The organism is Streptomyces sp. NPDC054872 (genome assembly GCF_053610705.1).
Genome location: NZ_JBSGYY010000001.1, coordinates 33,711 through 57,220, shown reverse-complemented (window position 1 = coordinate 57,220; position 23,510 = coordinate 33,711). Strand labels below are relative to the sequence as shown.

18 protein-coding genes are annotated in these 23,510 nt (G+C 70.1%); 14 read left to right on the top strand and 4 right to left on the bottom strand.

Translation table 11 applies throughout. The features are described 5' to 3' along the window. Window positions 1–47: 47 nt before the first annotated feature. The 6 genes from ACWGIH_RS00245 to ACWGIH_RS00220 all read left to right on the top strand — a co-directional run bounded on the left by ACWGIH_RS00245 (window position 48) and on the right by ACWGIH_RS00220 (window position 8,451). Entirely contained in the window at window positions 48–1,541 is a 1,494-nt protein-coding gene (locus tag ACWGIH_RS00245; protein ID WP_453447404.1) for a M1 family metallopeptidase, read from the top strand. Next, complete coding sequence (locus ACWGIH_RS00240; RefSeq protein ID WP_453447406.1) at window positions 1,538–3,778, top strand: discoidin domain-containing protein; 2,241 nt, start codon at window positions 1,538–1,540, stop codon at window positions 3,776–3,778. Before ACWGIH_RS00245 ends, ACWGIH_RS00240 begins: the two co-directional genes overlap by 4 nt. Before the next feature lie 57 nt (window positions 3,779–3,835). Beyond that, window positions 3,836–5,017 carry a Gfo/Idh/MocA family protein gene (locus ACWGIH_RS00235; RefSeq protein WP_453447407.1) on the top strand — a complete coding sequence of 394 codons (1,182 nt, stop codon included), beginning with the start codon at window positions 3,836–3,838 and terminating at the stop codon, window positions 5,015–5,017. A 135-nt stretch (window positions 5,018–5,152) separates the two neighbouring features. After that, window positions 5,153–6,181, top strand: a complete 1,029-nt coding sequence (tdh, locus tag ACWGIH_RS00230; RefSeq protein ID WP_453447409.1) for an L-threonine 3-dehydrogenase — start codon at window positions 5,153–5,155, stop codon at window positions 6,179–6,181. Between the two features lie 41 nt (window positions 6,182–6,222). Then, complete coding sequence (locus tag ACWGIH_RS00225) at window positions 6,223–7,431, top strand: glycine C-acetyltransferase (protein ID WP_453447410.1); 1,209 nt, start codon at window positions 6,223–6,225, stop codon at window positions 7,429–7,431. A 120-nt stretch (window positions 7,432–7,551) separates the two neighbouring features. Next, on the top strand, window positions 7,552–8,451 hold the full coding sequence (locus ACWGIH_RS00220; RefSeq protein WP_453447411.1) for a LysR family transcriptional regulator: 900 nt from the start codon (window positions 7,552–7,554) through the stop codon (window positions 8,449–8,451). A 255-nt stretch (window positions 8,452–8,706) separates the two neighbouring features. Here ACWGIH_RS00220 and ACWGIH_RS00215 read toward each other — a convergent pair whose 3' ends face one another. Further along, a complete protein-coding gene (locus ACWGIH_RS00215) occupies window positions 8,707–9,705 on the bottom strand; it encodes a LacI family DNA-binding transcriptional regulator (RefSeq protein ID WP_453447413.1) in 999 nt (332 codons plus the stop codon). 390 nt (window positions 9,706–10,095) lie between these two features. Here ACWGIH_RS00215 and ACWGIH_RS00210 point away from each other — a divergent pair, with 390 nt between their 5' ends. The 5 genes from ACWGIH_RS00210 to ACWGIH_RS00190 all read left to right on the top strand — a co-directional run bounded on the left by ACWGIH_RS00210 (window position 10,096) and on the right by ACWGIH_RS00190 (window position 14,174). Then, window positions 10,096–10,959 carry an ABC transporter permease gene (locus tag ACWGIH_RS00210; protein WP_453447415.1) on the top strand — a complete coding sequence of 288 codons (864 nt, stop codon included), beginning with the start codon at window positions 10,096–10,098 and terminating at the stop codon, window positions 10,957–10,959. Between the two features lie 110 nt (window positions 10,960–11,069). After that, window positions 11,070–12,098, top strand: coding sequence for an ABC transporter substrate-binding protein (locus ACWGIH_RS00205; RefSeq protein ID WP_453447417.1), 1,029 nt, complete (start codon window positions 11,070–11,072; stop codon window positions 12,096–12,098). A 37-nt stretch (window positions 12,099–12,135) separates the two neighbouring features. Continuing rightward, the gene (locus ACWGIH_RS00200) at window positions 12,136–12,945 is read left to right on the top strand and encodes an ABC transporter ATP-binding protein (protein ID WP_453447418.1); all 810 of its coding nucleotides are present in this window, start codon (window positions 12,136–12,138) and stop codon (window positions 12,943–12,945) included. A 117-nt stretch (window positions 12,946–13,062) separates the two neighbouring features. Next, window positions 13,063–13,626 (top strand): helix-turn-helix domain-containing protein, encoded by a 564-nt coding sequence (locus tag ACWGIH_RS00195; protein ID WP_453447420.1) that lies wholly within the window; start codon window positions 13,063–13,065, stop codon window positions 13,624–13,626. Beyond that, on the top strand, window positions 13,623–14,174 hold the full coding sequence (locus tag ACWGIH_RS00190) for an N-acetyltransferase family protein (RefSeq protein WP_453447421.1): 552 nt from the start codon (window positions 13,623–13,625) through the stop codon (window positions 14,172–14,174). The genes ACWGIH_RS00195 and ACWGIH_RS00190 overlap by 4 nt, the downstream gene beginning before the upstream one ends. A gap of 41 nt (window positions 14,175–14,215) precedes the next feature. Here the strand turns inward: ACWGIH_RS00190 and ACWGIH_RS00185 are convergent, their stop codons facing one another. After that, window positions 14,216–15,037 (bottom strand): sugar phosphate isomerase/epimerase family protein, encoded by an 822-nt coding sequence (locus ACWGIH_RS00185; protein WP_453447486.1) that lies wholly within the window; start codon window positions 15,035–15,037, stop codon window positions 14,216–14,218. Between the two features lie 112 nt (window positions 15,038–15,149). Beyond that, a complete protein-coding gene (locus ACWGIH_RS00180) occupies window positions 15,150–18,698 on the bottom strand; it encodes a ThuA domain-containing protein (RefSeq protein WP_453447423.1) in 3,549 nt (1,182 codons plus the stop codon). Between the two features lie 373 nt (window positions 18,699–19,071). Between ACWGIH_RS00180 and ACWGIH_RS00175 the strand changes: the two genes are divergently transcribed. The 3 genes from ACWGIH_RS00175 to ACWGIH_RS00165 all read left to right on the top strand — a co-directional run bounded on the left by ACWGIH_RS00175 (window position 19,072) and on the right by ACWGIH_RS00165 (window position 22,542). Further along, window positions 19,072–20,070: an alpha/beta fold hydrolase gene (locus tag ACWGIH_RS00175; RefSeq protein WP_453447424.1), complete on the top strand. Its 999-nt coding sequence runs from the start codon at window positions 19,072–19,074 to the stop codon at window positions 20,068–20,070. A gap of 473 nt (window positions 20,071–20,543) precedes the next feature. Beyond that, window positions 20,544–20,924 (top strand): MmcQ/YjbR family DNA-binding protein, encoded by a 381-nt coding sequence (locus tag ACWGIH_RS00170; protein WP_453447425.1) that lies wholly within the window; start codon window positions 20,544–20,546, stop codon window positions 20,922–20,924. Between the two features lie 307 nt (window positions 20,925–21,231). Continuing rightward, window positions 21,232–22,542 (top strand): MFS transporter, encoded by a 1,311-nt coding sequence (locus tag ACWGIH_RS00165; protein ID WP_453447487.1) that lies wholly within the window; start codon window positions 21,232–21,234, stop codon window positions 22,540–22,542. A gap of 36 nt (window positions 22,543–22,578) precedes the next feature. On the opposite strand, the gene ACWGIH_RS00160 is transcribed toward ACWGIH_RS00165, so the two are convergent. Beyond that, window positions 22,579–23,499 carry a transketolase family protein gene (locus ACWGIH_RS00160; RefSeq protein WP_453447427.1) on the bottom strand — a complete coding sequence of 307 codons (921 nt, stop codon included), beginning with the start codon at window positions 23,497–23,499 and terminating at the stop codon, window positions 22,579–22,581. Window positions 23,500–23,510: the final 11 nt, after the last annotated feature.

Sequence of the window (23,510 nt, the reverse complement as noted above, 5' to 3'; positions counted from 1 at the left end):
TCTGGAGTGTTGACGGCAACAGTAAGCGATTACTACGTTGCGGCCCCATGGCTGAGAACTGGACCCGAACCGTACGTGCTCGCAGTACCACCCGGACCCTCCGTGCCGCGACGGCGACCGCGGCAGCGGCCGCCACTCTCGCGCTCGCCCTCCCCGCACACGCGGCGCCCTTCGACCCGTCCCCGGGCGCGGACGGCGTCGGCGACCCGCTGTTCCCGACGCTCGGCAACGGCGGCTACGACGTCCGCCACTACGACCTCTCCTTCGACTTCACGCCGGTGACGTACGACTTCACCGGCACCATGAAGATCAGGGCGAGAGCCACCCAGGACCTGTCGTCCTTCAACCTCGACGTCGACTCCCTGTCCATCGACGCGGTCAAGGTCAACGGCAAGAAGGCCGGCTGGGCGATCGCGCCCGGCCAAAGCGGCCAGGAGCTCACCGTCACCCCGGTGAGCGCCCTGCGCGACCACCGGACCTTCGACGTCGAACTGACCTACCACGGCAACGGCAGGACCAAGCCGATCGGCCAGCCCGGCTGGCGGTACATGTCCGACGGCGGCTTCGCCTCCGCCGCCCAGGCCTCCCGCGCCGACACCTTCGCCCCGGTCAACGACCACCCGTCGGACAAGGCCACCTGGTCCTTCCACCTCACCGCCCCCGACGGCTGGACACCGGGCGCCAACGGCAACCTCACCGGAACCCGCGAAGCCGCCGGATCCAAGGCCTCCGGGTCCAGGAAGACCTGGGACTTTTCCCTCAAGTCACCCATGGCGCCCGAGCTGTTGGGGATCTCCGTCAACAAGCAGACCTACCTCTACGGCCGCGGTCCGCACGGCGTGAAGCTGCGCCACCTCGTCCCCGAGGACCAGCAGGCCAAGTACAAGCCCATCGCCGAGGAGACCGGCGGCCAACTGGCGTGGCTGGAGAAGACCCTCGGTGTGCGCTACCCGTTCGACACGTACGGCGTGCAGATCGTGCGGGACGGCTACAGCGACGCGTTGGAGAACCAGACCCTGTCGCTGTTCGGTCCTTCGTGGTTCGACCGGCCCACCTACTCGACGACCATGGTCCACGAACTGACCCACCAGTGGTTCGGCGACTCCGTCACCCCCGCGACCTGGCAGGACGCCTGGCTGAACGAAGGTCCCGCCGTCTACTACGCGGCGGTGTGGGCGGACCAGAAGGGCTTCCAGCCCATCGAGGAGAAGATGCGGGCCGCGTACGCCAAGCTCGACGCGGTCCGCAAGGCCGACGGCCCGCCCGGAAAGCCCACCGGACTCGGCGGCTTCAACATCTACGACGGCGCGGCGGTCACCCTCTACGCCCTCAACCAGCAGATAGGACAAGGCAAGTTCGATGCCGTCATGAAGGCGTGGCTGACCGAGCACCGGCACGGCAACGCCAGCACCCAGGACTTCGTCGGCCATGCCGTCGAGGTCACCGGCGACGACTCGGTCGGCACCTTCCTGAACCACTGGTTGTTCGACCTCGACAACCCGCCCATGCCGGGCCACCCGGACTGGGGAGTCGCGAAGTGAGGCGGCCGCACTTCACCGCGGCGGCTGTGGCCCTCGCCGCCCTCGGGGCCGTCATCGCCCCGCAGGGTGCGGCCCAGGCCGCCCCGGGTCCCAAGGTCATCCACGCGGCCCCGAACGGGTCGGGGGAGTCCTGTACCGCCACCCACCCCTGCACACCGCAGGCCGCCCGCGACGCGGCCCGAACCGTGAGCGGACGGGACAGGGATATACGGATCGAACTCGCCGACGGTACGTACGAGTTGAGCGAGCCGCTGAAGCTGGGCGCGGCCGACTCCGGACGCGACGGGCACACCGTCACCTGGACCGCCGCGCGCGGCGCCCACCCCGTCCTGTCCGGCAGCAAGGCGCTGACTGGGTGGGACAGGAGCGCCGACGGCACCTGGACGGCCGACGTCCCCGAAGAGGTCACCCCGCGCCAGCTCTTCGTGGACGGGAAGCGGGCCGTGCGCGCGCGGGGCGAGGCGTGTGCGGCGACCACCTGCGACGCGACGAAGACCGGCATGACGGGTGCCACCGCCACCGGCATCGACAAGTGGCGGCGTCCCACCGGGGCGGAGGCCGTCATCAAGGTCCGCTGGCGGGACTATCACTGCCGGATCGCCTCCGTGGACGGCGACCGCATGACCTTCGCGCAGCCCTGCTGGACCAACTCCGCGAGCGGCACGGACCGTACGGGACCGGCGTGGGACTCCACCACCGTCGACTCGGCGCGCTACTCCCAAGTCGCCTTCTTCGAGAACGCCCGCGAACTCCTGGACACACCGGGCGAGTTCGTTTGGGACGCCGACGACCGCACCGTCACCTACCTCCCGCGCAAAGGTGAGGACATGCGCCACGCGCGCGTGCTCACCCCAGTGACCGAGAACCTCATGACCGTCGACGGCGCCCACGATGTACGCATCGAGAGCATCGGCTTCGCCCACGCCGCGTACGGTCAGCCGTCCACCGACGAGGGCTATGCGGGCACCCAGGCCGGTCTCACCCTCACCGGAGCGAGCGGCCCTGTCGACCACGCGGGCCGTCACTACACCAAGCCGAGCGCGGCGCTGACGGTCCGCGGCGGGCGTCATGTGGCCGTCTCGGGGGCCGAGTTCACGCATCTGGGCGGGGCCGGAGTCATCCTCGAAGCGGGCACCAAGGACTCTTCGGTCACCCGCTCCCGCTTCACGGACCTGTCGTCCGGCGCCGTGTACGTCGGCGACACCGAGCCGAAGCCGGAGGCGGAACTCGCGGGCGAGCGGAACACCGTCGCGTACAACACGATCCGCCGCGCCGGAGTCGAGTACACCGACGCGGTCGGCATCTGGGCCGGGTACGAGGCCGAGCTGACCGTCGACCACAACACCCTCGACGACCTGCCCTACTCGGGGATCTCGGTCGGCTGGGGATGGAACCAGCCCGAGGCCCAGAGGTCCGTCCTGCGGGACAACAGGGTCACGGACAACCGCATCACGAACGTGATGCGCGTCGAGCACGCCCAGCACGACGGCGGCGCCATCTACACCCAGGGAGCCCAGCCCGGCACGATCGTCTCCGGCAACTACATCAACCGCTCCGCCTACGGGAACACCGAGCGCGACGGCAACGGCATCTACCTCGACGAGCAGTCCTCGTACATCCGCGTCGAAGACAACGTCATCACCCGCGTCGGCTACAAGTGGGTCTCCAACTGGGCCGAATACGGCATCCAGAACCACGCGACCGGCAACTGGACCGACACCGACGCACCCGCCCTCACCGGCACAGGATCGACGATGGAGGGCAACCACACCAAGCTCGACCGGCTGCCTTCGCGGGCACTCGCCGTGGCGGCCCGTTCGGGGGCGCACGGAGCGCCGGCCGAGCAGCTGCGCCCCGACCTCGCCCGCGCGGGCACCACGTCCCAGTCCTCCACGGACGGCGCGGCCCCGGCGGCGAACGCGACCGACGGGGACACCTCCACCGACACCCGCACGCTGTCCGAACCGGGCGCCTGGTGGCAGGTCGACCTCGGCGAGACACGGCACGTGGGACAGATCGAGGTCTGGAACAACGCGTCCATGACCACGGCCGGCTTCGAGGTGCGACTCGCCCGAACCGCGGACTTCTCCGACGCGACGACCCTGCGGGTCGGCGGACGGGCGCTCCGGCCCACACTCCTCGACACGGACGCGGAAGCCAGATACATAAGGATCAAGCTCACCGGCACGGGAAGCGTGGCGCTCGCCCACGTACTCGTGCACCCTGCACGTACATAGCAACACCCGCACTCGCACAGGCATTTGTGCACAGGTATTGGTACGGAAAGGCACACCATGACCGACCTCCGTCTCGGCGTCCTCGGCTACGGCCTGCGCGGTTCACTCGCCCGCACCGCACACCGGCCGGGCGCGGGCTCCCGCGTCGCCGCGCTCGCCGACCATGACGTCACCGCGCGGACGGAGGCGGCCGTGGCCTTCCCCGGCGCCCTGATATCCACCGACCACCGCAAGGTCGTCGAGGACCCGGACGTGGACGCCGTCGTCATCCTCACCCCCGACCACACGCACGCGGAGCTCGCCTGCGAGGCGTTGCGCGCCAGGAAGCCCGTCTTCGTGGAGAAGCCCCTCGACATCGGCATCGAAACCTGCGACGAGATCCTGCGGACCGCGTACGAAACGGGAACGCGCCTCTACGTGGGCCACAACATGCGCCACATGCCCGTGGTCAGGCTGATGCGCGACATCATCAGGCGTGGCGAGATCGGCCGGGTCAAGACGGTCTGGGTACGCCACTTCGTCGCCTACGGAGGCGACTGGTACTTCAAGGACTGGCACGCCGAACGGCAGCACACCACCAGCCTGTTGCTCCAGAAGGCCGCCCACGACATCGACGTCCTGCACTGGCTCGCCGACGGCTACACCCGACAGGTGCAGGCACTCGGCGACCTCATGGTCTACGGGGACAACCCGCGCCGCGAGCCGGGCGAGCCCAAGACGGACGACTGGTACACCAAGGACGGCCACTGGCCGCCGCGCACCCAGCGCGACCTCAACCCCGTCATCGACGTCGAAGACGTCTCCCTGGTCAACATGCGCCTCGACAACGGGGTGTTGGCCTCCTACCAGCAGTGCCACTTCACGCCCGACTACTGGCGCAACTACACCGTCATCGGAGACGCGGGCCGCCTGGAGAACTTCGGCGACGGCCCCGGCGGAGTCGTGAAGGTCTGGAACGCGGGCCGCTCGACCTACCGCCCCGAAGCCGACGCCGAGTACGCGGTGCCGGACGCCCAGGACGAGGGCGGGCACGGCGGCTCCGACCCGCTGCTCATCGAGGAGTTCGTACGTTTCGCGCGCGAGGGAGGACGCACCGACACCTCACCCGTCGCGGCCCGGATGGCGGTGGCGGCCGGTGTGCGCGCCACGCAGTCGCTGCGCGACGGGGGCACGCCGCGCGAGGTGCCGGACCTGGATCCCGAGCTCGTCGCGTACTTCGAGCGGGGTCAGACCCGCTGAGGGACAGGGCCCTGACGCGGGCCTGAAGGAAAGCTGCGGCGGCGCTTAAGAAATCCTCGATGGACCAGGGCGCCGCCGTAGGGAAGATTCCTGTGTCGTCGGGGGAAGAAGCGACGTACGACAGGAGCCGTTGCGTTGAAGGCGCTGGTCAAGGAGAAGGCGGAGCCGGGTCTGAGGCTGATGGACGTACCGGAGCCGGTCATCGGCCACGGGGACGTCCTGATCAAGGTGCTGCGCACCGGGATCTGCGGCACCGACCTGCACATCCGGGCCTGGGACGGCTGGGCGCAGCAGGCGATCGAGGCGCCGCTGGTCGTCGGCCACGAGTTCGTCGGCGAGGTCGTGGAGACCGGGCGCGACGTCGCCGACATCACGATCGGCGACCGGGTCAGCGGCGAGGGCCATCTGGTCTGCGGCAAGTGCCGTAACTGCCAGGCGGGCCGCCGGCACCTGTGCCGGGCGACCGTGGGGCTCGGTGTCGGCAGGGACGGGGCGTTCGCGGAGTACGTCGCGCTGCCCGCCGCCAACGTGTGGGTGCACCGCGTTCCCGTGGACCTCGACGTGGCCGCGATCTTCGACCCGTTCGGCAACGCGGTGCACACCGCGCTGTCCTTCCCGCTGGTCGGCGAGGACGTCCTGATCACCGGGGCGGGACCGATCGGCCTGATGGCCGCGGCCGTGGCCCGGCACGCGGGCGCCCGCAACGTCGTCGTCACCGACGTCAGCGAGGAGCGCCTGGAGCTCGCCCGCAAGGTCGGCGCGAGCCTCGCCCTGAACGTCGCCGAGACCTCGATCGCCGAGGGACAGCGCGAACTGGGTCTGCGCGAGGGCTTCGACGTCGGCCTGGAGATGTCCGGCAACCCCGTCGCGATGCGCGACATGCTCGCCAATATGACCCACGGCGGCAAGATCGCCATGCTCGGCCTGCCGGCCGAGGAATTCGCCGTCGACTGGTCCCGGATCGTCACCTCCATGATCACGATCAAGGGCATCTACGGCCGCGAGATGTTCGAGACCTGGTACGCGATGTCCGTGTTGCTCGAAGGAGGCCTCGACCTCGCCCCCGTGATCACCGGGCGCTACGGCCACCGTGACTTCGAGGCGGCCTTCGACGACGCGGCGAGCGGCCGCGGCGGCAAGGTCATCCTCGACTGGACCTCCTGAACCCTCTTGGCCGCACTGCTCAACTCCCAAAGGAATCAAGCATGTTCGACTCCGTACGCGACGACCTGCGCACCACCCTCGACGAGATCCGCGCCGCCGGACTGCACAAGCCCGAGCGCGTCATCGGCACCCCGCAATCCGCCACGGTCGCCGTCACTTCGGGGGGCCGCCCCGGCGAGGTGCTGAACTTCTGCGCGAACAACTACCTCGGCCTCGCCGACCACCCCGAGGTGGTCGCCGCCGCACACGAGGCCCTCGACCGCTGGGGCTACGGCATGGCGTCCGTGCGCTTCATCTGCGGCACGCAGGAGGTGCACAAGGAACTGGAAGGACGCCTGTCCGCGTTCCTCGGCCAGGAGGACACGATCCTCTACTCGTCCTGCTTCGACGCCAACGGCGGCGTCTTCGAGACGCTGCTCGGCGCCGAGGACGCGGTCATCTCCGACGCCCTCAACCACGCGTCGATCATCGACGGCATCCGGCTGAGCAAGGCCCGCCGCTTCCGGTACGCCAACCGCGACATGGCCGACCTGGAGCAGCAGCTGAAGGAGGCCGCCGAGGGCGGCGCACGCCGGAAGCTGATCGTCACCGACGGCGTCTTCTCCATGGACGGATACGTCGCCCCGCTGCGGGAGATCTGCGACCTCGCCGACCGCTACGACGCCATGGTGATGGTCGACGACTCGCACGCCGTCGGCTTCGTCGGCCCCGGCGGCCGCGGCACGCCCGAGCTGCACGGGGTCATGGACCGCGTCGACATCATCACGGGCACGCTGGGCAAGGCGCTCGGCGGGGCCTCCGGCGGCTATGTCGCCGCCCGCGCGGAGATCGTCGCGCTGCTCCGCCAGCGCTCGCGCCCGTACCTCTTCTCGAACACGCTCGCCCCGGTCATCGCCGCGGCCTCGCTCAAGGTCCTCGACCTCCTGGAGTCGGCGGGCGACCTGCGCGAACGGCTCGCCGCGAACACGGCACTCTTCCGCTCGCGGATGACCGAGGAGGGTTTCGACATCCTGCCGGGCGACCACGCGATCGCCCCAGTGATGATCGGCGACGCCTCGGTCGCGGGTCGCATGGCCGAGCTGCTCCTGGAGCGCGGCGTGTACGTGATCGGCTTCTCGTACCCGGTGGTGCCGCAGGGCGCGGCCCGTATCCGCGTCCAGCTGTCGGCCGCGCACTCCACGGATGACGTGAACCGTGCGGTGGACGCTTTCGTGGCGGCACGGGCGGAGCTGGACGCCGCGGGTGCCTGATTGCCCACGGGTGCCTGAGTGCCTCTGGGTGCCTGATTGTCCCCGGGCGCATGAGGGCCCCATGGGGCTTGGCCGGACCGCTGGTGTCGGCGAGGTCCGCGGTTTGGGACAATCGACCCCATGATCGAAGCGCGGCGGCTGCACATCCTCCGTGCGGTGGCCGACCACCGCACGGTCACTGCCGCTGCCGCCGCGCTCTATCTCACGCCGTCCGCGGTCTCCCAGCAGCTGACCGCCCTGGAGCAGGAGACGGGCCACCGCCTGGTCGAGCGGGGCGCCCGCGGGGTCCGGCTGACCCCGGCGGGCGAGATCCTGCTCTCCCACACCAACGCGGTCCTCGCCCAGCTGGAACGGGCCGAGGCGGAGCTCGCCGCGTACAGCTCGGGCGCGGCGGGGACGGTGACCGTGGCGTCCTTCGCCACGGGGATCGCCCTGGTCGTCGGTCCCGCCCTCGAGCGCCTTTCGACCCTCGCGCCCGGGATCAGGGTGCGGGTCCAGGACGCGGAGGGCGACGCGAGCCTGCCGATGGTGCTCGACCGGCAGGTGGATGTCGCCGTGGCGGTGGAGTACCGGGGCGCGCCGGGCGCGGACGACCCGCGGCTGACGCGCGTCCCGCTCTACGCGGAGCCGTTCGACGCGGTGCTCCCGGAGACGCATCGCTTGGCGGCGGCGGAGCGGGTGCCGCTCGCGGAGCTCGCCAAGGACGCGTGGATCGGGCCCTTCGCCGGAAACCCCTGCCATGACGTGGTGATACTCGCCTGCGAGGCGGCGGGCTTCCAGCCCCTGCTCGAACACTGGTCGGACGATTTCCGCGCGGTGGTGGCCCTGGCATCGGCGGGGGCGGGCGTGGCGCTCGTGCCCCGCTCCGCGCTGCGGGGGATGGACGTCTCGGGAGTGGTCATCCGCCCGGTGGAGGGCGTCGCTCCCACCCGCCGGGTCTTCGCGGCGGTGCGGTGCGGGGCGGAGGAGCATCCGCTGATCCGCCCGGTGCTCGACGCACTGGGGGAAGCGGCGGGGTAGCGGGTGGTTTGACGGGCCCGGGGAGGGCTTGGGGCCGCTGGGCCTTGAACAGCTTCGTTGGGTGTGCACTTGTTGCCCCCTCGGTCAAGGGGACTTGGTTCAAGGGGAGTTGGGGCGGTCAGGTGTGGGGGTGCCCCCAGGTGGCGTCAATGGTGCTCGTAGGTGTGCGGTGCGCTGGCGGCGATCCTCGGTTCGTAGGCGTGCGGTTTGTTGGGGGCCCCGGTTCGTGGGCGTGCCGTCCGGCGTCGGGGATCCTCAGCCCGTACGCCGTCCCGTGCTGGCCCGCAGTACCACCTCGCCCCTCACCCGCTCCACCCGTGACCTCGCGCCCCGTTCGCGGAGGGCGAGGGCCAGTACGTCCCGGCCCATTTGTGTCAGCGGCAGCGCCACCGTGGTCAGCGGGGGTGTGAGTTCGCCGATGAGGGGGATGTCGTCGAAGCCCGCGAGCGACACGTCGTCCGGCACCCGGAGCCCCCGCTCCCGCAGCGCGCCCAACGCCCCCACGGCCATCACGTCCGTCACCGCGAAGACGCACGTCGGCCGCTGCCCACGCCGCAGCAGTTCGACCGCCGCCGCATGGCCCCCGTCGCGGGTGAAGGCGCCCTCGACGATCCGCTCCGGGGGGAGGCCGACCCCCGCGTCGGCCAGCGCCGCGCGGAACCCGGCCAGGCGGTCCGCCACCGTGGTGAGCCGTTCGGGGCCGGTGAGGACGGCGAACTCCCGGTGCCCCAGAGCCAGTAGAGCCCGCGCCAGCGCACCCGCCCCCTCCCGGTTCTCCGGCTGCACCGTGTCCACGCGAAGGCTGCGGTGCCGACTGACCACGGCGACGCGGCCCCCGTCACGCATATAGGGCGTGAGTTCCGACTCCAACGCCCTTTCCCACGCGGGGTCCTGGAAGCCCGAACCGATCAGCAGGATCGCGCGCGCCCGCTGCGCCCGCAGCATCGAGACGTAAGCGATCTCCCGCGCCGGTGCGCGGAAGGTGCTGGCCAGCATGACCAGCACGTCCTGTTCGGCCGCCGCCGCCATCACCCCGCTCGCGATCGCCGCGAAGTAGGGGTCGCCGACGTCGTGACAGATGACGCCGACGGTGTTGTTCGAGGAACTGGCGAGCGCCTGCGCGTGAGCGTTGGGGATATATCCGAGGAGGTCCGCCGCCTCGAGCACCCTGCGTCGCAGATCCTCGCGTACACGCGTCGTGCCGTTCAGGGCCCGGGACGCGGTGGCCGGGGAGACCCCGGCGGTCCGGGCCACCGCATGGAGGGTGACATGGGGCCCGCGCTCGCGTCCCCGCCCGGGCGCGGCGGCTTGCGGATCCTGCCCTTGCGCCGGCCCCTGCCCCTGCCTTAGCGCCTGTTCCTGTCCCTGCCTTTGCCCCTGCGCCTGTCCCTGCCGTCGCCCAGCTCCAGACCCCTGCTCGCGCCCCAACGCCCGCACCGCGCCCCCCTCGTCTCGCGCCGCGAAACTTCGAGCCGACCTCTTGACCCTGCGGTCAGCCAGTCATTAGCGTGGCGGACACCCTATCAGAAAGCGCTTTCTGAAAGCGGTTTCCGCACCGACATTCCGCCGCACCACCGCTCCGCAACTGCCTCCGAAGTTTGCCGTTCGCTGTTCGCTGTTCGTCGTTCGCCAGGGGAGTTCACCGTGAGCCAGAGCGCACTGCAGGCAACTCCCGTGAAAACGGCAGGCGTTGTCGACCGCAGCCGCCCCACCCCGCGCCAACGCGTCGCTGAAGCGGCCGAGAAGAGCTGGCGTCCGCTCGTCCTGTTGCTCGTCTGCTTCGGCGTCTGGTGGCTGATCGCCGCCACCGAGATGGTCGAGGCGTATCTCGTGCCCTCGCCGGGCGCGACCTTCGACGTGATTCTCGACAAGCCCGACTACCTGTGGCAGCACACCTGGGTCACCACCTACGAGACCCTGCTCGGCTTCGTCATCGCCGTGGTCGTCGGCATCCTCGCCGCGGTCCTCATGGTCTATTCGACGACCGTGGAGAAGACGCTCTATCCGATCCTCCTCTTCGCCCAGGTCGTACCGAAGATCGCGATCGCCCCGCTGTTCGTCGTCTGGCTCGGCTTCGGCATCGCGCCGAAGATCCTCATCGCCGTGCTCATCGCCTTCTTTCCCGTCGTCATCTCGATGGTGACCGGGCTGAAGGCCGTCGACCCGGAGATGCTCCAGCTCTCCGCCACCATGGGCGCGCGGCCCTGGCAGACCTTCCTCAAGATCCGCTTCCCCGCGTCGCTGCCGCACCTCTTCTCCGGCCTCAAGGTGGCCGTCACGCTCGCCGTGACCGGCGCCGTCGTGGGCGAGTTCGTCGGCGCGAACGAAGGGCTCGGATACGTGATCCTCCAGGCCAACGGGAACCTCGACACCCCGATGCTCTTCGCGGGCCTGCTCGTCATGTCGCTGATCGGCGTCGTCCTCTTCGTGCTCGTCGAGATCGCCGAGAAGCTGCTGCTCCCGTGGCACGCGAGCCGCAGGGACGTGGCCGCCACCACGGCCTACTGAGACCCCCCACGGCTACTGAGACCCCCACGGCCTACCGAGACCCACCACGCGGTGCCGGCGCACCCACCCCGCCAAGTCCGATGTCCGACGTACGCGAGAAGGGCCGTCCCATGCACGCGCGCAGACTGCTCACCGGCCTCGTCCCCCTGGCCCTCGTCGCGGTGACCGCGACGGCCTGTGGCGGCGATGACGACAAGACGAGCACCAGTGACTCGGGCAAGAAGCTCGACAAGGTGACGCTGACGCTCAACTGGTATCCGTACGGCGAACACGCGCCGTTCTACTACGGCAAGCAGCAGAAGATCTTCGAGAAGCACGGCATCGACCTCGACATCAGGGCGGGCCAGGGGTCGCAGAAGACCGTGCAGGCCACCGGTGCCGGGCAGACCGACTTCGGCTGGGCGGACACCCCCGCGGTGCTCGCGGGCGTGGACCAGGGCGTGAAGGTGAAGAGCCTGGGTGTCTTCCTGCAGACGACGCCCGCTTCGGTGCAGTATTTCGAGGCCCAGGGCATCAAGTCGCCCGCCGACCTCAAGGGCAAGACGATCGCGGGTACGGCGGGCGACGCGCTCACCAAGACCTTCCCGATCTTCCTGGCGAAGAACGACATGGAGCTCTCCGACGTCAAGGTCCAGAACACCGACCCGGCGGGCAAGATCGCCGCGGTGATCTCCGGCAAGACGGACGCCCTCCTTGGATACGCGAGCGACCAGGGCCCCACCATGCAGAACAAGGCCAAGAAGGGCGTCTCGTATCTGCGCTTCTCGGAGAACGGCCTGAACTTCTACTCCAACGGCCTCATCGCCGGGCCCAAGACCCTCCAGGGCAGGGGCGATCTGGCCAAGCGCATGACCGCCGCGGTGAGCGAGTCATGGGCGGCCGCCGAGAAGAGCACGGAGCCCGCGGTCACCTCGATGGAGGGCGCGTCCGAGCAACTGCCGCCCAAGGACGTGCTGTCCGAGCAGTTCAAGACGACGCTGACCCTGCTGCACACCGACGCGACACAGGGCAAGGCGCCGGGCGCCAACACCGAGGCGGACTGGCAGCAGACCATCGACGTCTTCTCCGAGGCGGGCCTGGTCAAGGAGGCCAAGCCTGTCGCCGAGTACTGGGACGCGGCCAAGGGAATCAAGGGCTGAGGGGCGGCAGGCAATGGCGAAGGACGCGACTCTCAAGATGAGCGACGAGCCACGCGCGCCGTCACAGAAGGCGGCACCGTCCGCCGTACGCCTCGATGACGTGGCCGTCCGCTTCCGTACGAAGAAGAAGGATGTCACCGCGCTGGAGGCCGTCTCGCTGAACATCCGCCCGGGCGAATTCGTGGCGATCGTCGGGCCATCGGGCTGCGGCAAGTCCACCCTCCTGAAGCTGATCGCGGGGTTGCTCGCGCCCTCGTCGGGCGATGTGCTGCTCGGTGGCGAGCGGGTGCGCGGGCCGCGCCGCGACATCGGATACGTCTTCCAGCGCGCCGCCCTCCTGGACTGGCGCACGGCACGCCGCAACATCCTCCTCCAGGCGGAGATGCGCGGGATCCCGGGAGCCGAGGCACGCGCGCGTACCGACGAGTTGATCCGCATGACCGGGCTCGGCGGCTTCGATGACGCCTATCCGCACGAGCTGTCCGGCGGCATGCAGCAGCGTGTCGCGCTCTGCCGGGCGCTGCTTCACGAGCCTCCGGTGCTGCTCATGGATGAGCCCTTCGGGGCACTGGACGCGCTCACGCGTGAGCAGATGAACGTCGAGCTGAACCGGATCTGGCGCGAGACGGGGACCACGGTGCTCCTGGTGACCCACTCGATCCCGGAGGCCGTCTATCTGGCGGACCGCGTGGTCGTGATGAGTCCGCGCCCCGGCACGGTGGAGGAGATCATCGACGTCGGCCTCCCCGCCGAGCGTTCGTACGCCACCACGCTGGCGACAGCCGAGTTCCGCGAGGCCACCGGGCGTATCCGCGAGCTGCTGGGGGCGGTGTCGGCGCACGAGTAGAGACTGGTCGCAGTTGTCGTAACCGTCGAGGCGGTCGCGGCCGTCGAAGTCGTCGCGGCCGTAGCCGCGGAGGCGGGCGTTTGGCGTCCGTCCCATATTCGGGATAACATGCCGAATATGGAACACGATGGCGTCGACGACCGGCTCGCCGCCCGCCTCGCCGAACTGCGGGCGGAGCGCGGCTGGTCCCTGGGCGATCTGGCGGACCGCAGCGGCGTGAGCCGCTCCACCCTGTCGCGGGCCGAACGCGCGGAGATCAGCCCCACCGCGTCCCTTCTGAACCGCCTCTGTGCCGTCTATGAGCGCACCATGTCGCAGCTCCTGAGCGAGGTGGAGGCCGAGCCCGCGCAACTGGTGCGCGCCGCCGAGCAGAGCGTGTGGACCGACGGCGCGTCCGGCTTCGTGCGCCGGTCGGTGTCGCCGCCGCACGCCGGACTGCGCGGCGAACTCGTCGAGGGCCGGCTCGAACCGGGCGCCGACGTGGCGTACGACCGGCCTCCCGTACCCGGGCTCGAGCAGCACATCTGGGTGCTCGACGGCGGCCTTGAAGTGACCGTGCAGGGCGAGACACACGCTTTGGACGCCGGGGACTGTCTGCGCTTCCGTCTGTGGGGGCCGACGCGGTTCCGGTGCCTCGGGGAGCGAGCCGTGCGGTACGCCCTGGTGGTGGTCGCGCGATGAGCTCCCGGCGAGCCGCACAGGTGCCGACGCGCCTCTCCGCCGATCAACTCCGCGAAGCCGCCGACGATTTGGCGACGCTGCTCGCCGATGTCGTCGACGGCGGATCATCTCTCGGCTTCCTCGCGCCCCTGGACAGGACGGCCGCCGCCGACTGGTGGCGGAGCCTGGCCCCCGCGGTGGCCGACGGACGGCTCGCGATCTGGGTGGTGCGCGACGCCGGGCGGGTCACCGGGACCGTAACCGTCGGCTTCGTGGACAAGCCCAACGGCAGGCACCGCGCCGAGATCCTCAAGCTGATGGTCCATGGCTCCGCACGCGGCCGCGGCCTCGCCCGCACCCTCCTGGCCACGGCGGAACGAGCGGCGGCCGACGCGGGCGTGACCCTCCTGGTCCTGGACACGGAGACCGGCAGCCCCGCCGAGTCCCTGTACCGGAACGGTGGTTGGACGGCTGCCGGGGTCATTCCGGACTACGCGGCCGATCCGGCCGGGGCGCTCCACCCGACGACTCTCTTCTTTAAGAAGGTGGGTGGTTCGAGCCTTCCTTAAGAAGAGGTTCGTTCGGGCGCACCCCGGCCGGACGCGGCGCATCAGTACCGCAGCGCGGCCAGATACGCGTAGCTGTTGCGGGCCGTGGCGAACGGATCGGCGGGGCTGTCGTGCTCCACCAGCCACTGCTTGACGCCGCCCGCGTGCGCGTCGTCGAACATCGCGGCGAAGTCCAGCGTCCCCGAGCCGACGTCGGCGAAGCCGCCGTCCGGTGCCATGTCCTTCACATGGAGCGCGGGGAAGCGCCGCCGGTGCCGCACGAAGTACGTCGCCGGATCCGCGCCGCCCTTCGCCGCCCAGTACACGTCCAGTTCGAAGCCGACCAGATGCGGATCGGTCTCGGTGACGAGGATGTCGTACAGGCTCGTGCCGTCCACCACCACATGGTCCGAGCCGTGGTTGTGGAAGAGCACCGGACCGAGCCCCGCGTCGCGCGAGGCCTGCCCGATACGGTTGAACTGCCGTGCGGCCTCCCGGAATCCGTCCGGGGTATGCAGCGCGCCGGGCAGACTCGGCACCACCGGCCACTTCGCGCCGAGGGTGTGCAGATCCTCCAGCGCCTGCGGGAGACCGCTGCCCTTGAGGATGTCGTACGAGACGTGTTCGAGGACCGCGCGCAGGTTCACCGCGTCGAGCATTCGCCGGATGTCGGCCGCGCCGTTCCCGTGCCTGCCGCTCACGCCCACCGTCGCGTAACCGATGTCGGCGAGCTGCTCCAGCGTGCCCGCGAAGTCCCGTGCGAGGGCATCGCGCATCGTGTAGAGATGCATGCCGATCCCGCCGCGCGGAATGCGCCGCCGGCGCCCTGACGCTTCACCCGCGCGCGCGGGCAGTGCGGTACCGACCGCTGCCGCAAGCCCCAGCGACGTACCGAGGAAGGCGCGCCTGGTCCCGTCGAGACTGGATCCGGTGAGCCCGGACCCATCGCGGCTGGTCCCGTTCGGACCGGTTCTCTTCATGGTCATGGCCGTCCCCTCACTTCGCCGTGATCCGGACCGCGCCGGTCGTCGTGTCGCCCTTGTCGTCCGTGACGCTCAGATGTGCCGTGTACGAGCCCTTGCGCGCGTACGTGTGCTCGGCGGTCGCGCTCTCCGTGCCGGTCGGCTTGACGTTGTCGCCGAAGTCCCAGTGGTAGGAGGCCGCCGTGCGGCCCGCGGGGAGCTTCACCGTGCTCGTCAGCTTGACGGCGAGAGGCGCGGTGCCGTCGGCCGGAGCCGCCTTGACCGTCACCTTCGCACCGGCCTTCTTCTCGACTCCGGGGCCGTTGAAGTGCAGCCAGTCGAGCGTGAGGAGATCGGCTTTCTCGGACGACCACTCGGGGTTGGTGAAGACGGCGTACAGCTTCGTGGTGCCGTCGTGGTCGGCCAGTGGGGTGGTCGGTGAGATGAAGTTGCCCCAGCCGCCGGTGTTCGGCACGCTCACCTTGCCCAGCAGCGTGCCCGTGGGAGAGCCGGCGCGGAACTCGATGTCACCGCCGAGCCCGGCCGAAGCCGCGCCCACCGTCACGGAGTCGACGCCCTTGAGGTTCACCGGGTCGAAGGACACCCAGTCGCCGTCCTCGATCTCGATGAGGCGCTTGCCGCCGGACGCGTCCGCGCGGTCACCGATGTCCGCTCCGCCGTGCGCTCCGCCGGTGGCGGTACGGTGCTCGGCCTCCCGGAAGGAGGTCCGCAGCGTCAGCGAGGAGGACCCCGTCAGGGCCGGTACACCGGACGCGCCCTTGTCCTCGTACTGGGCCGTGATCCCGTAGTACAGATTCTGACCGGGACCATGGCTGTCGCCGGCGTCCGTCACGATCTCGCCCGCGCAGCCCGTGTAGTTGTCCAGCGGATGCAGATGGGTGTCGTGCCCGAGCTGGGACTGGACGACGACCCGCTTGCAGTCGATCTTCCCGTCCTCCTTGTCCGTCACCTTGATCTTGAACGGAATGGTGTCGCCGAAGCTGAACGTCCCGCCGTTGGGCGGCTGTTGGATGCTGACCGCGGGCCGGGTGTTCCCGACGGTGATCTCCTGCACGGCCAGGCTGCTGAGCTCGTCGGGCCCGGTGACCTTCAGGCGCGCGCTGAACTGCCCCTTCTCGGTGTACGTGTGGGTCGGGTTCGCCTCGGTCGAGTCGGTCGTGCCGTTGCCGTCGAAGTCCCATGCGTACGTGACGGGCTTGCCGCCGGGCAGCCCCGAACCCGCGCTGGAGAACTTCACCTCGAGAGGGGTGCTGCCGTTGTCCGGCGTGGCCGTGACGCGGGCGTCGGGCAGCCGTCCGTCCGCCACGTAGTCGATGCGGTAGATGCCCGCGCCTTCGTTGCCGCCGCCGCGGCCCGTGCCGCTGCCGAGCCCGAAGTCGATGACGTACATGGCACCGTCAGGACCGAAATCGGCATCGAAAGGCTGATTCCACTTCATGTCGCCGAAAATGGAGTTGATCGACTGGAGATCGCCCGCCTTGGCGGGCTCGAAACGCGGATCGGTGAACGCCTGGTCCTTCTCCTGCATCGAGAAGACCTTGAACCACTGCCGCGTCAGCTCGTAGTTGAACCACTTCCCCTCGAAGTACTCGGGGAACTTCGTCTTGTACGTGTTGGCGGCGTCGTAGTCATAGACGGGACCGCTCATCGGGCCGCCGCCGCCCGTGCCGAGCTCGGGGAACTTCTCCGAGGCGGAGTAGGCGTACCAGACATCCGCGGCCTTGGCCGGAGGCAGCTCCCGCAGGCCCGTGTTGTTCGGCGAATCGTTCACGATCTTCGCGCAGTCGAATGTCGCGCCCGACTTCTTCGTCGCGAAGTCGTAGTCGTTGAACGGGGTGTTGTCGCCGACGCAGTACGGCCAGCCGTAGTTACCCGCCTTGGTGATGCGGTTGAACTCGACGGTTCCCTCCGGGCCCCGGTCGGCGACGGCGTTCTTCGCGTCGGGCCCGTAGTCCGCCATCAGCAGGGCGCCGCTCAGCGGGTCCGTGGTGATGCGGAAGGGGTTGCGCATGCCCATCGCGTAGATCTCGGAGCGGGTCTTGTCCGTCCCCGGAGCGAAGAGATTTCCCTCGGGCACGGAATAGGTCCCGTCGTCCTTCGGCGTGACGCGCAGAACCTTGCCCCGCAGATCGTTCGTATTGCCGGAGGTGCCCTGGGCGTCCCAGGCGCGGCGGCCGTCGCGCTCGTCGATCGGGCTGAATCCGTCCGAGGCGAACGGATCGGTGTTGTCACCCGTCGCGATGTACAGGTCACCCTTCTTGTCGAAGGCGATGGAACCCGCCATGTGCGAGTTCGCCCGGCCCTCGCCACGCCAGGTGGGAATGGTCAGGAGCCGCTTCTCCGTCGCGGGATCGACCTTTCCTCCCGCTTCGGTGAAGCGGGAGAGATTGATGTGTTTCTCGGTCTTGTCGGAGTTCAGGAGATAGACCCAGTGGTTGTCATCGAACTTCGGGTCGAGCGCGAGACCGAGCAGCCCGTCCGACTGGCTCGTCATCTCGGGGGTGTAGTCGAAGTCGAGCGCCGTGGAGACCTTCAGCGTCTCCTGGTCGATGATCTTCAGCTTGCCGGTGCGCTGGATGAAGAACACCCGGCGGTCGGGCGCGACGGCCAGCTCGAAGGGGTCGGCCAGATCGTTCGTGGCGAGCGGGGTGCGCTGGAAGGCGCCGGTCTTGGTGGCGGTGCAGTCGCCCGGCTTGTTGCCCGCGGCCCACTCGATGCCACCGAGAATGTGCTGGAGGAAGCCCTCTTCCTGGTAGGCCGCCTTGTCGTGTCCGCCCGCGGTGTACCAGGAGCGGCCGCCGTCGTAGTTCTGGCACCAGGACCACGGCTGGTCCACACCCTCGTCGAGCCCGGTGACGCCGTCGCGCACCTTGACCTGGGCGAGGGTGTGCACCTTGCCGGTCGGATTGGCGCGCCAGTTGTACCACTCCTCCGTGCGCTCCCAGAGCTCGGGAAGGCCCTTCGTGGAGGGGTGCGCGTGATCGAGGACCTTGACGCGCCCGGTCTGCACCTCGGGGTGCTTGTCGAAGATCGCCCCGACCAAACCCTCGTACCAGGACCAGTCCCGCTCACTGGCCGACGCCGCGTGCAGACCGACCCAGCCGCCGCCCCCGCGAACGTACTTCTGGAAGGCCGCACGCTGGTCGGCGTCGAGCAGGTCGCCCTTCTCCGGCGTCGAGTTGGTGTTGTTGAAGACGATGGCCTGGAAGCGGGCGAGATTGGCGTCGGTGAAGGCCGCCGCGTCGTCGGTGGCCTCGACCTCGAAGCCGTTCTCGCTGCCGAGCTTCTTGATGGCCTCGACGCCCGCGGGGATCGAGTCGTGGGGGAAGTTCGTGACCTTGGAGAAGACGAGGACGCGGAAGGGGTCGTCCGCGGCTTCCGCTGCCGCTGCGGCCTTCGGCGGTGCTTCCGTTTTCGCCGCCGCGCGGGGCGGCGCGGTGAGCCCGAGGCCGATGACGAGGGCCAGCAGGGCGATGAGCGCGAGCCAGGGGCTCGGCGTGGTGGGGCCCGGTCTCGATGGGGTGGGGCCGCGTCCGGGCGCGGTGGGACTCGTGGAACTCATGGCGCTCCCTGGGCTGGGCGGGTGGACGGCTGCCGGTAGCCGGGTGTGCGGTGAGTGCGAGTTGCGTGAGTGTGAGTTGCGCGGGTGTGTGGTGCGCGGATGTGGGGGTGTGGGGCGCGCGGGTTAGAAAGCGCTTTCTCCCGCGCGTTGTTCAGCGTAGGTTCCGCTCTGACGGGGGGTCAATGGGTCGGAAGGGCCTGACGTCGACCGGAGTGAGAAGGGAGTCACCGCGCGGCGCTGGTATGAGGGCGCGTGTGCGGGGGAGGGTTTCAGGGCCAGGAATCGCAGCCGTGCAGGAGCCGTGCAAAGGAACCGAGACGCACGGCTGCCGTACGGAAGCCACAAAGAAGCCGCACCAGGGGAGTCCTCCGCAATGCCTGACCACGCCTCGACGCCCGCCCCCGCCGCGTACACCGCCGGACTCGTGAACGCGGCCGACGGTGTCCCCGTCGCCACGTACACCTGGCTGCCCGAGGGCGGCAGGCCGCGCGCCTTCGTGCAGATCGCGCACGGCGCGGGTGAACACGGCCTGCGCTACGACCGGTTCGCGCGCCATCTGACGGCGCACGGCTACGGGGTGATCGCCTCCGACCACCGGGGCCATGGCGCGACGGCGCAGGCGACCGGGGGGTACGGGGTGACGGGTTCGTCGTCCGACGGGCCGTCCGACGCGTCCGGGGAGTCCGCCGCGTTCGACAGCTGGCGCGCCATCGTCGACGACCTCAAGGCGATCGGCGACCAGGTACGCACCCTGTACCCGGGAACCCCGCACTTCCTGCTCGGCCACAGCATGGGCTCGCACCTGGCCAGGGACTACGCCCAGGAGTACCCGGACGACCTCGCCGGCCTGATCCTCTCCGGAACCTTCCGCTCCCTGCCCGGGGTCGGGATCGAGGAGTCGATCACCCGGCTGGAGCGCGAGATCGCCGAGGACGGCCGCGAGAAACTCTCCTCCTACCTCCCCGAACTCTTCGCCGCCTTCAACGACCCGTACCCCCACCGCACCGGCTTCGAATGGCTCTCCCGCGACGAGTCCGAGGTCGACGCGTACGTGGCCGACGAGCGCTGCGGCTTCCCCTTCTCCGCCGGGCTCTGCCTGGACTGGGTGCGTGCCGTGCGCAAGATGAACGACCCGCGGAACCTCGCCCGGGTCCCCGCCGACCTGCCCGTCCACATCGCCGTCGGTACCGAGGACCCGTGCAACCAGGGCATGACGCTGGTCCACGAACTCGTGGAGGACTACCGGTACGTGGGCCTCGACGACCTCACGTGGAGGGGCTACGAGGGGGCGCGCCACGAGATCCTCAACGAGACCAACAGGGACGAGGTGCAGGAGGACCTGCGGAACTGGCTGGACAAGCACGTGCTGTGAGGACGTGGCAGGGCCGGAGCCGTGCCACGGTCTGTACCCGCACCCGCACCCGCACCCCCGCACCCGCATCCAGCCATGCACAGGACCTGATCCGGCCTCAGTTGCGCCTGCTCGGAGTGAGCCGCTTCCCGTCAACGCCCCCTGTCCGTATGGTGATACGGATTCGACAGCGTGCCTGGGGGTGAGACGCATGGCCTTCACCGAGATTGCCGTAGCCGTGATTACGACCGGGCCTGCCTACATCGCGGTCTGGCTGACCGCACGCAAGGCCCACGGCGAGCCGGCGCAACCACAGGCTTGTGCGCAGCACGGCGTCTGTGATCAGTGCGAGGGTCGAACCTCGCCGGGCGGCATGCCGGGTGACCTCCCGGTTTGGGCTCTCGCGGCCTAACCCTCTTCTCTTCGCGGTATCGCAGCGCCCGCCACCTCAAAGGTGGTGGGCGCTGTCAGTGGTGTTGGCTACCGTTCGTGGCATGTCTCGACCTCATGCCAAAGCCCACGTCACGGGCGACGACGTACGCCGCATCGCACTGGCCCTGCCGGATACGGCGGAGAAGATCGCCTGGAGCATGCCCACCTTCCGGGTGGCCGGAAAGATGTTCGCCACGCTCCCCGAGGACGAGACGTCCATCGCCGTGCGGTGCCCGAAGGAGGAGCGCGACGAGTTGGTCCTCGCTGAGCCGGACAAGTTCTGGATCGCCGACCACGAGGCGATGTTCGCCTGGGTGCGCGCACGGCTCTCGGCGCTCGACAAGGGCGAACTGAGCGACATCCTCGCCGACTCCTGGCGCCAGGCGGCCCCCACCCGACTCCTGGACGCGTACCCGGAGTTGGGGCTTCCGCCGACGGACTAAAAGGGATCGGCCGCTGTCAGTGCCCCGTGGCATGATCCCGGCAGGAGTGGCGGACGGGGTTCGTGGGACGACGGACGGGGTGCCGCTGCCCGGGGAGGGGACTGCGGTGCCGTCAGGGGACGGGATGGGCGAGGGCGGGGCTGCCGAGGGCGGTACCGGCGACGGTGAGCGTGCGCGGTTCCCGGCAGGGAGGCGAGGCGGGCCGGACGGGCAGGGCGAGCAGGGCGAGCGCCCCACGCGCAAGCGCAAGGCCATGCGCAGCCCCAAGGCCACGATCGGCCGCAAACCCCGGCCCACGCGCACGGCCATGCCTCTGACCGAACAAGTGGCGCCCCCGGAGAAGAGCATCTGGTCGCGGGACTTCGGTTTCTTCTTCGGCGCGCGGACCGTCGCCAAGCTCGGCGACACGATGCTGCCCGTCGCCCTCGCCGCGGGGCTGCTCCAGCACGGGCACGGCGCGGGCGCCGTAGGTCTTGCCATGGCCGCCACGACGGTCTGCTTCGCGGGCCTGGTGATCTTCGGCGGGGTCTTCGCCGACCGGTTCAGCACCCGTCTGCTGATGATCGGCGCGGACGTGGCCCGGCTCGGCACGCAGACGGTCGCGGCGGCCCTCTTCTTCACCGGCCACGTCGTGCTCTGGCAGATCTGCGTGATCGGAGCGGTCAACGGCGCCGCGGGAGCCCTCTTCCAGCCCGGCGTCGCCAGCACGGTCCCCCGCCTGGCCACCGACGTCCAGAAGGCCAACGGCGCGATACGCGTGGCCGAGTCCGCCGCGGCCCTGGCGGGACCGGCCGTGGCCGGTGTCCTCGTCGCCTTCGCCTCGCCCGGCGCGGTCTTCGCCGCGCACGCGGGGACGTACGGACTGAGCGCCCTGTGCCTGGTCCTGCTCCGGCTGCCGCCCGCGCTGCCCGGCTCGCTGCCGCACAGCGACGGCTTCCGGGCCGACCTGGTGCAGGGCTGGCGGGAGTTCAGGTCCCGCACCTGGCTGTGGGGCGTCATCGCCATCTTCTGCGTCCTGATGATCACGACCACGGGCCCCCTGACCCCCCTCGTCGCCACGCTCGTCGTCCAGGAGCACGGCTCGGGGGCGTACGGCCTGGTGAACTCCGCCCTGGGTGCCGGCACTGTACTCGGCGGCCTGGTCGCCCTGCGTCTGCGCCCTCGCCGCATGCTCCGCGCCGGTTCCTTCGCCCTGATCGGCTACTGCGCGTTCCCGGCGTCCGTCGGCGCCCAGCTGGGTGTCCCGCTGATGGCGGCGGGCGCCGCGGTCGCGGGCGCGGGGGTCTCCTTCTGGGGAGTCATGTGGGCGACGAGCGTCCAGACGCAGGTGCCGCCCGACGTCCTCAACCGCATCCACGCCTACGACGTCGCGGGATCGATCGCCCTGCTGCCGGTCGGCCAGGCCCTCGCCGGACCCGCCGCGAGCGCGTTCGGCGCGGAACAGGTGCTGATCACGGGCGCCGTGACGACGGTCGTCGTCTGCCTGGCCCTGCTCTCCGTGCCCGCGATACGCGGGTTGGTGCGGGTGGACGGCAGAGCGCCGGTCCAGAGCGGGGGAGCGGCGGGGAGCGGCCGCCCCGGACAGACACTGCAGCCAGGCCCCGGCGCCCGGAGATGACGGAGAGCGGGCGGGCGGGACCGGCGCGTCCGGGAGCTACGCGAGAACCTGCGCGGACGCCCCCAGAAAGCCGCTGATCCGCTCCCGCAGCGAGCGGACGTCGAGCCCGTGCGCGGCCATGTGCTCGTCGACCTGCCCGTAGCGGCGCAGCTCGGCGCGGCCGACGCCGAGCCCGAGTACCCGGTGCGGAACATCGGCGAGCGCGTCGTTCGCGGCAGCGGTGGAGGTCCCGGCCAGATAGGGCTCGACCACCACGACGTCGGCGACGGTGCCCGCCCCCGTCGCGCGGCGCAGCGCCTCCATGTCGAAGGGCCGCACGGTGGACGCGTACAGCACGGTGAGATCGAGGCCTTCAGCGGCGGCGAGGACGTTGTCCAGCATGGCTCCGACAGCGACGACCACCCCACCGCGGCCCTCGCGCACGGTGTGGAAGCGGGCCCCGTCGACCGGCAGAGCCCGAGCGTTCGACTGCGCGGAGAGTCGTACGTACACCTTGTCGTCGCCCGCGGCGACCGCGTGCCGCAGCAGCGTCTCCGCCTCGTCCGGGTGCCCGGGCACGTGCACGGTCCAACCGTCGAGCGTGTCGAGCAACGCCACATCGCCGGGCGACATGTGCGTGTAGCCGCCGGCGGGCCAGTCGAAGGATGCGGCGGCGCTGACCAGGACGCCCCCGACGCCCTGATGCCCGAAGTCCAGCTTCACCTGCTCGAACGGCCGCTCCACGAGAAAGCTGGCGAAGGTGTGCATGACGGGCCGCATCCCGGCCAAGGCGAGCCCGGACCCTGCCCCGACGAGCAACTGCTCCCGGATCCCGACATCGATCACCCGGTCCGGGTGCTTGCGCCGAGCCTCCGCGAACCCGTCCGCGCCGATCACGGCGAGAACGACGGCGACGCGCGGATCCTCGTCGAGCAGGCGCGACAGGGTGGGCGCGAAGCGGTCACGCATGGTGTCCATGAGAAGTACCT

Coding starts and splice junctions, on each gene's coding strand:
- ACWGIH_RS00200 (WP_453447418.1), top strand. CDS start 12,136: ATGAGCGACGAGCCACGCGCGCCGTCACAGAAGGCGGCACCGTCCGCC.
- ACWGIH_RS00180 (WP_453447423.1), bottom strand. CDS start 18,698: ATGAGTTCCACGAGTCCCACCGCGCCCGGACGCGGCCCCACCCCATCG.
- ACWGIH_RS00170 (WP_453447425.1), top strand. CDS start 20,544: ATGTCTCGACCTCATGCCAAAGCCCACGTCACGGGCGACGACGTACGC.
- ACWGIH_RS00165 (WP_453447487.1), top strand. CDS start 21,232: ATGCCTCTGACCGAACAAGTGGCGCCCCCGGAGAAGAGCATCTGGTCG.
- ACWGIH_RS00195 (WP_453447420.1), top strand. CDS start 13,063: ATGGAACACGATGGCGTCGACGACCGGCTCGCCGCCCGCCTCGCCGAA.
- ACWGIH_RS00220 (WP_453447411.1), top strand. CDS start 7,552: ATGATCGAAGCGCGGCGGCTGCACATCCTCCGTGCGGTGGCCGACCAC.
- ACWGIH_RS00245 (WP_453447404.1), top strand. CDS start 48: ATGGCTGAGAACTGGACCCGAACCGTACGTGCTCGCAGTACCACCCGG.
- ACWGIH_RS00160 (WP_453447427.1), bottom strand. CDS start 23,499: ATGGACACCATGCGTGACCGCTTCGCGCCCACCCTGTCGCGCCTGCTC.
- ACWGIH_RS00175 (WP_453447424.1), top strand. CDS start 19,072: ATGCCTGACCACGCCTCGACGCCCGCCCCCGCCGCGTACACCGCCGGA.
- ACWGIH_RS00205 (WP_453447417.1), top strand. CDS start 11,070: ATGCACGCGCGCAGACTGCTCACCGGCCTCGTCCCCCTGGCCCTCGTC.
- ACWGIH_RS00225 (WP_453447410.1), top strand. CDS start 6,223: ATGTTCGACTCCGTACGCGACGACCTGCGCACCACCCTCGACGAGATC.
- ACWGIH_RS00190 (WP_453447421.1), top strand. CDS start 13,623: ATGAGCTCCCGGCGAGCCGCACAGGTGCCGACGCGCCTCTCCGCCGAT.
- ACWGIH_RS00235 (WP_453447407.1), top strand. CDS start 3,836: ATGACCGACCTCCGTCTCGGCGTCCTCGGCTACGGCCTGCGCGGTTCA.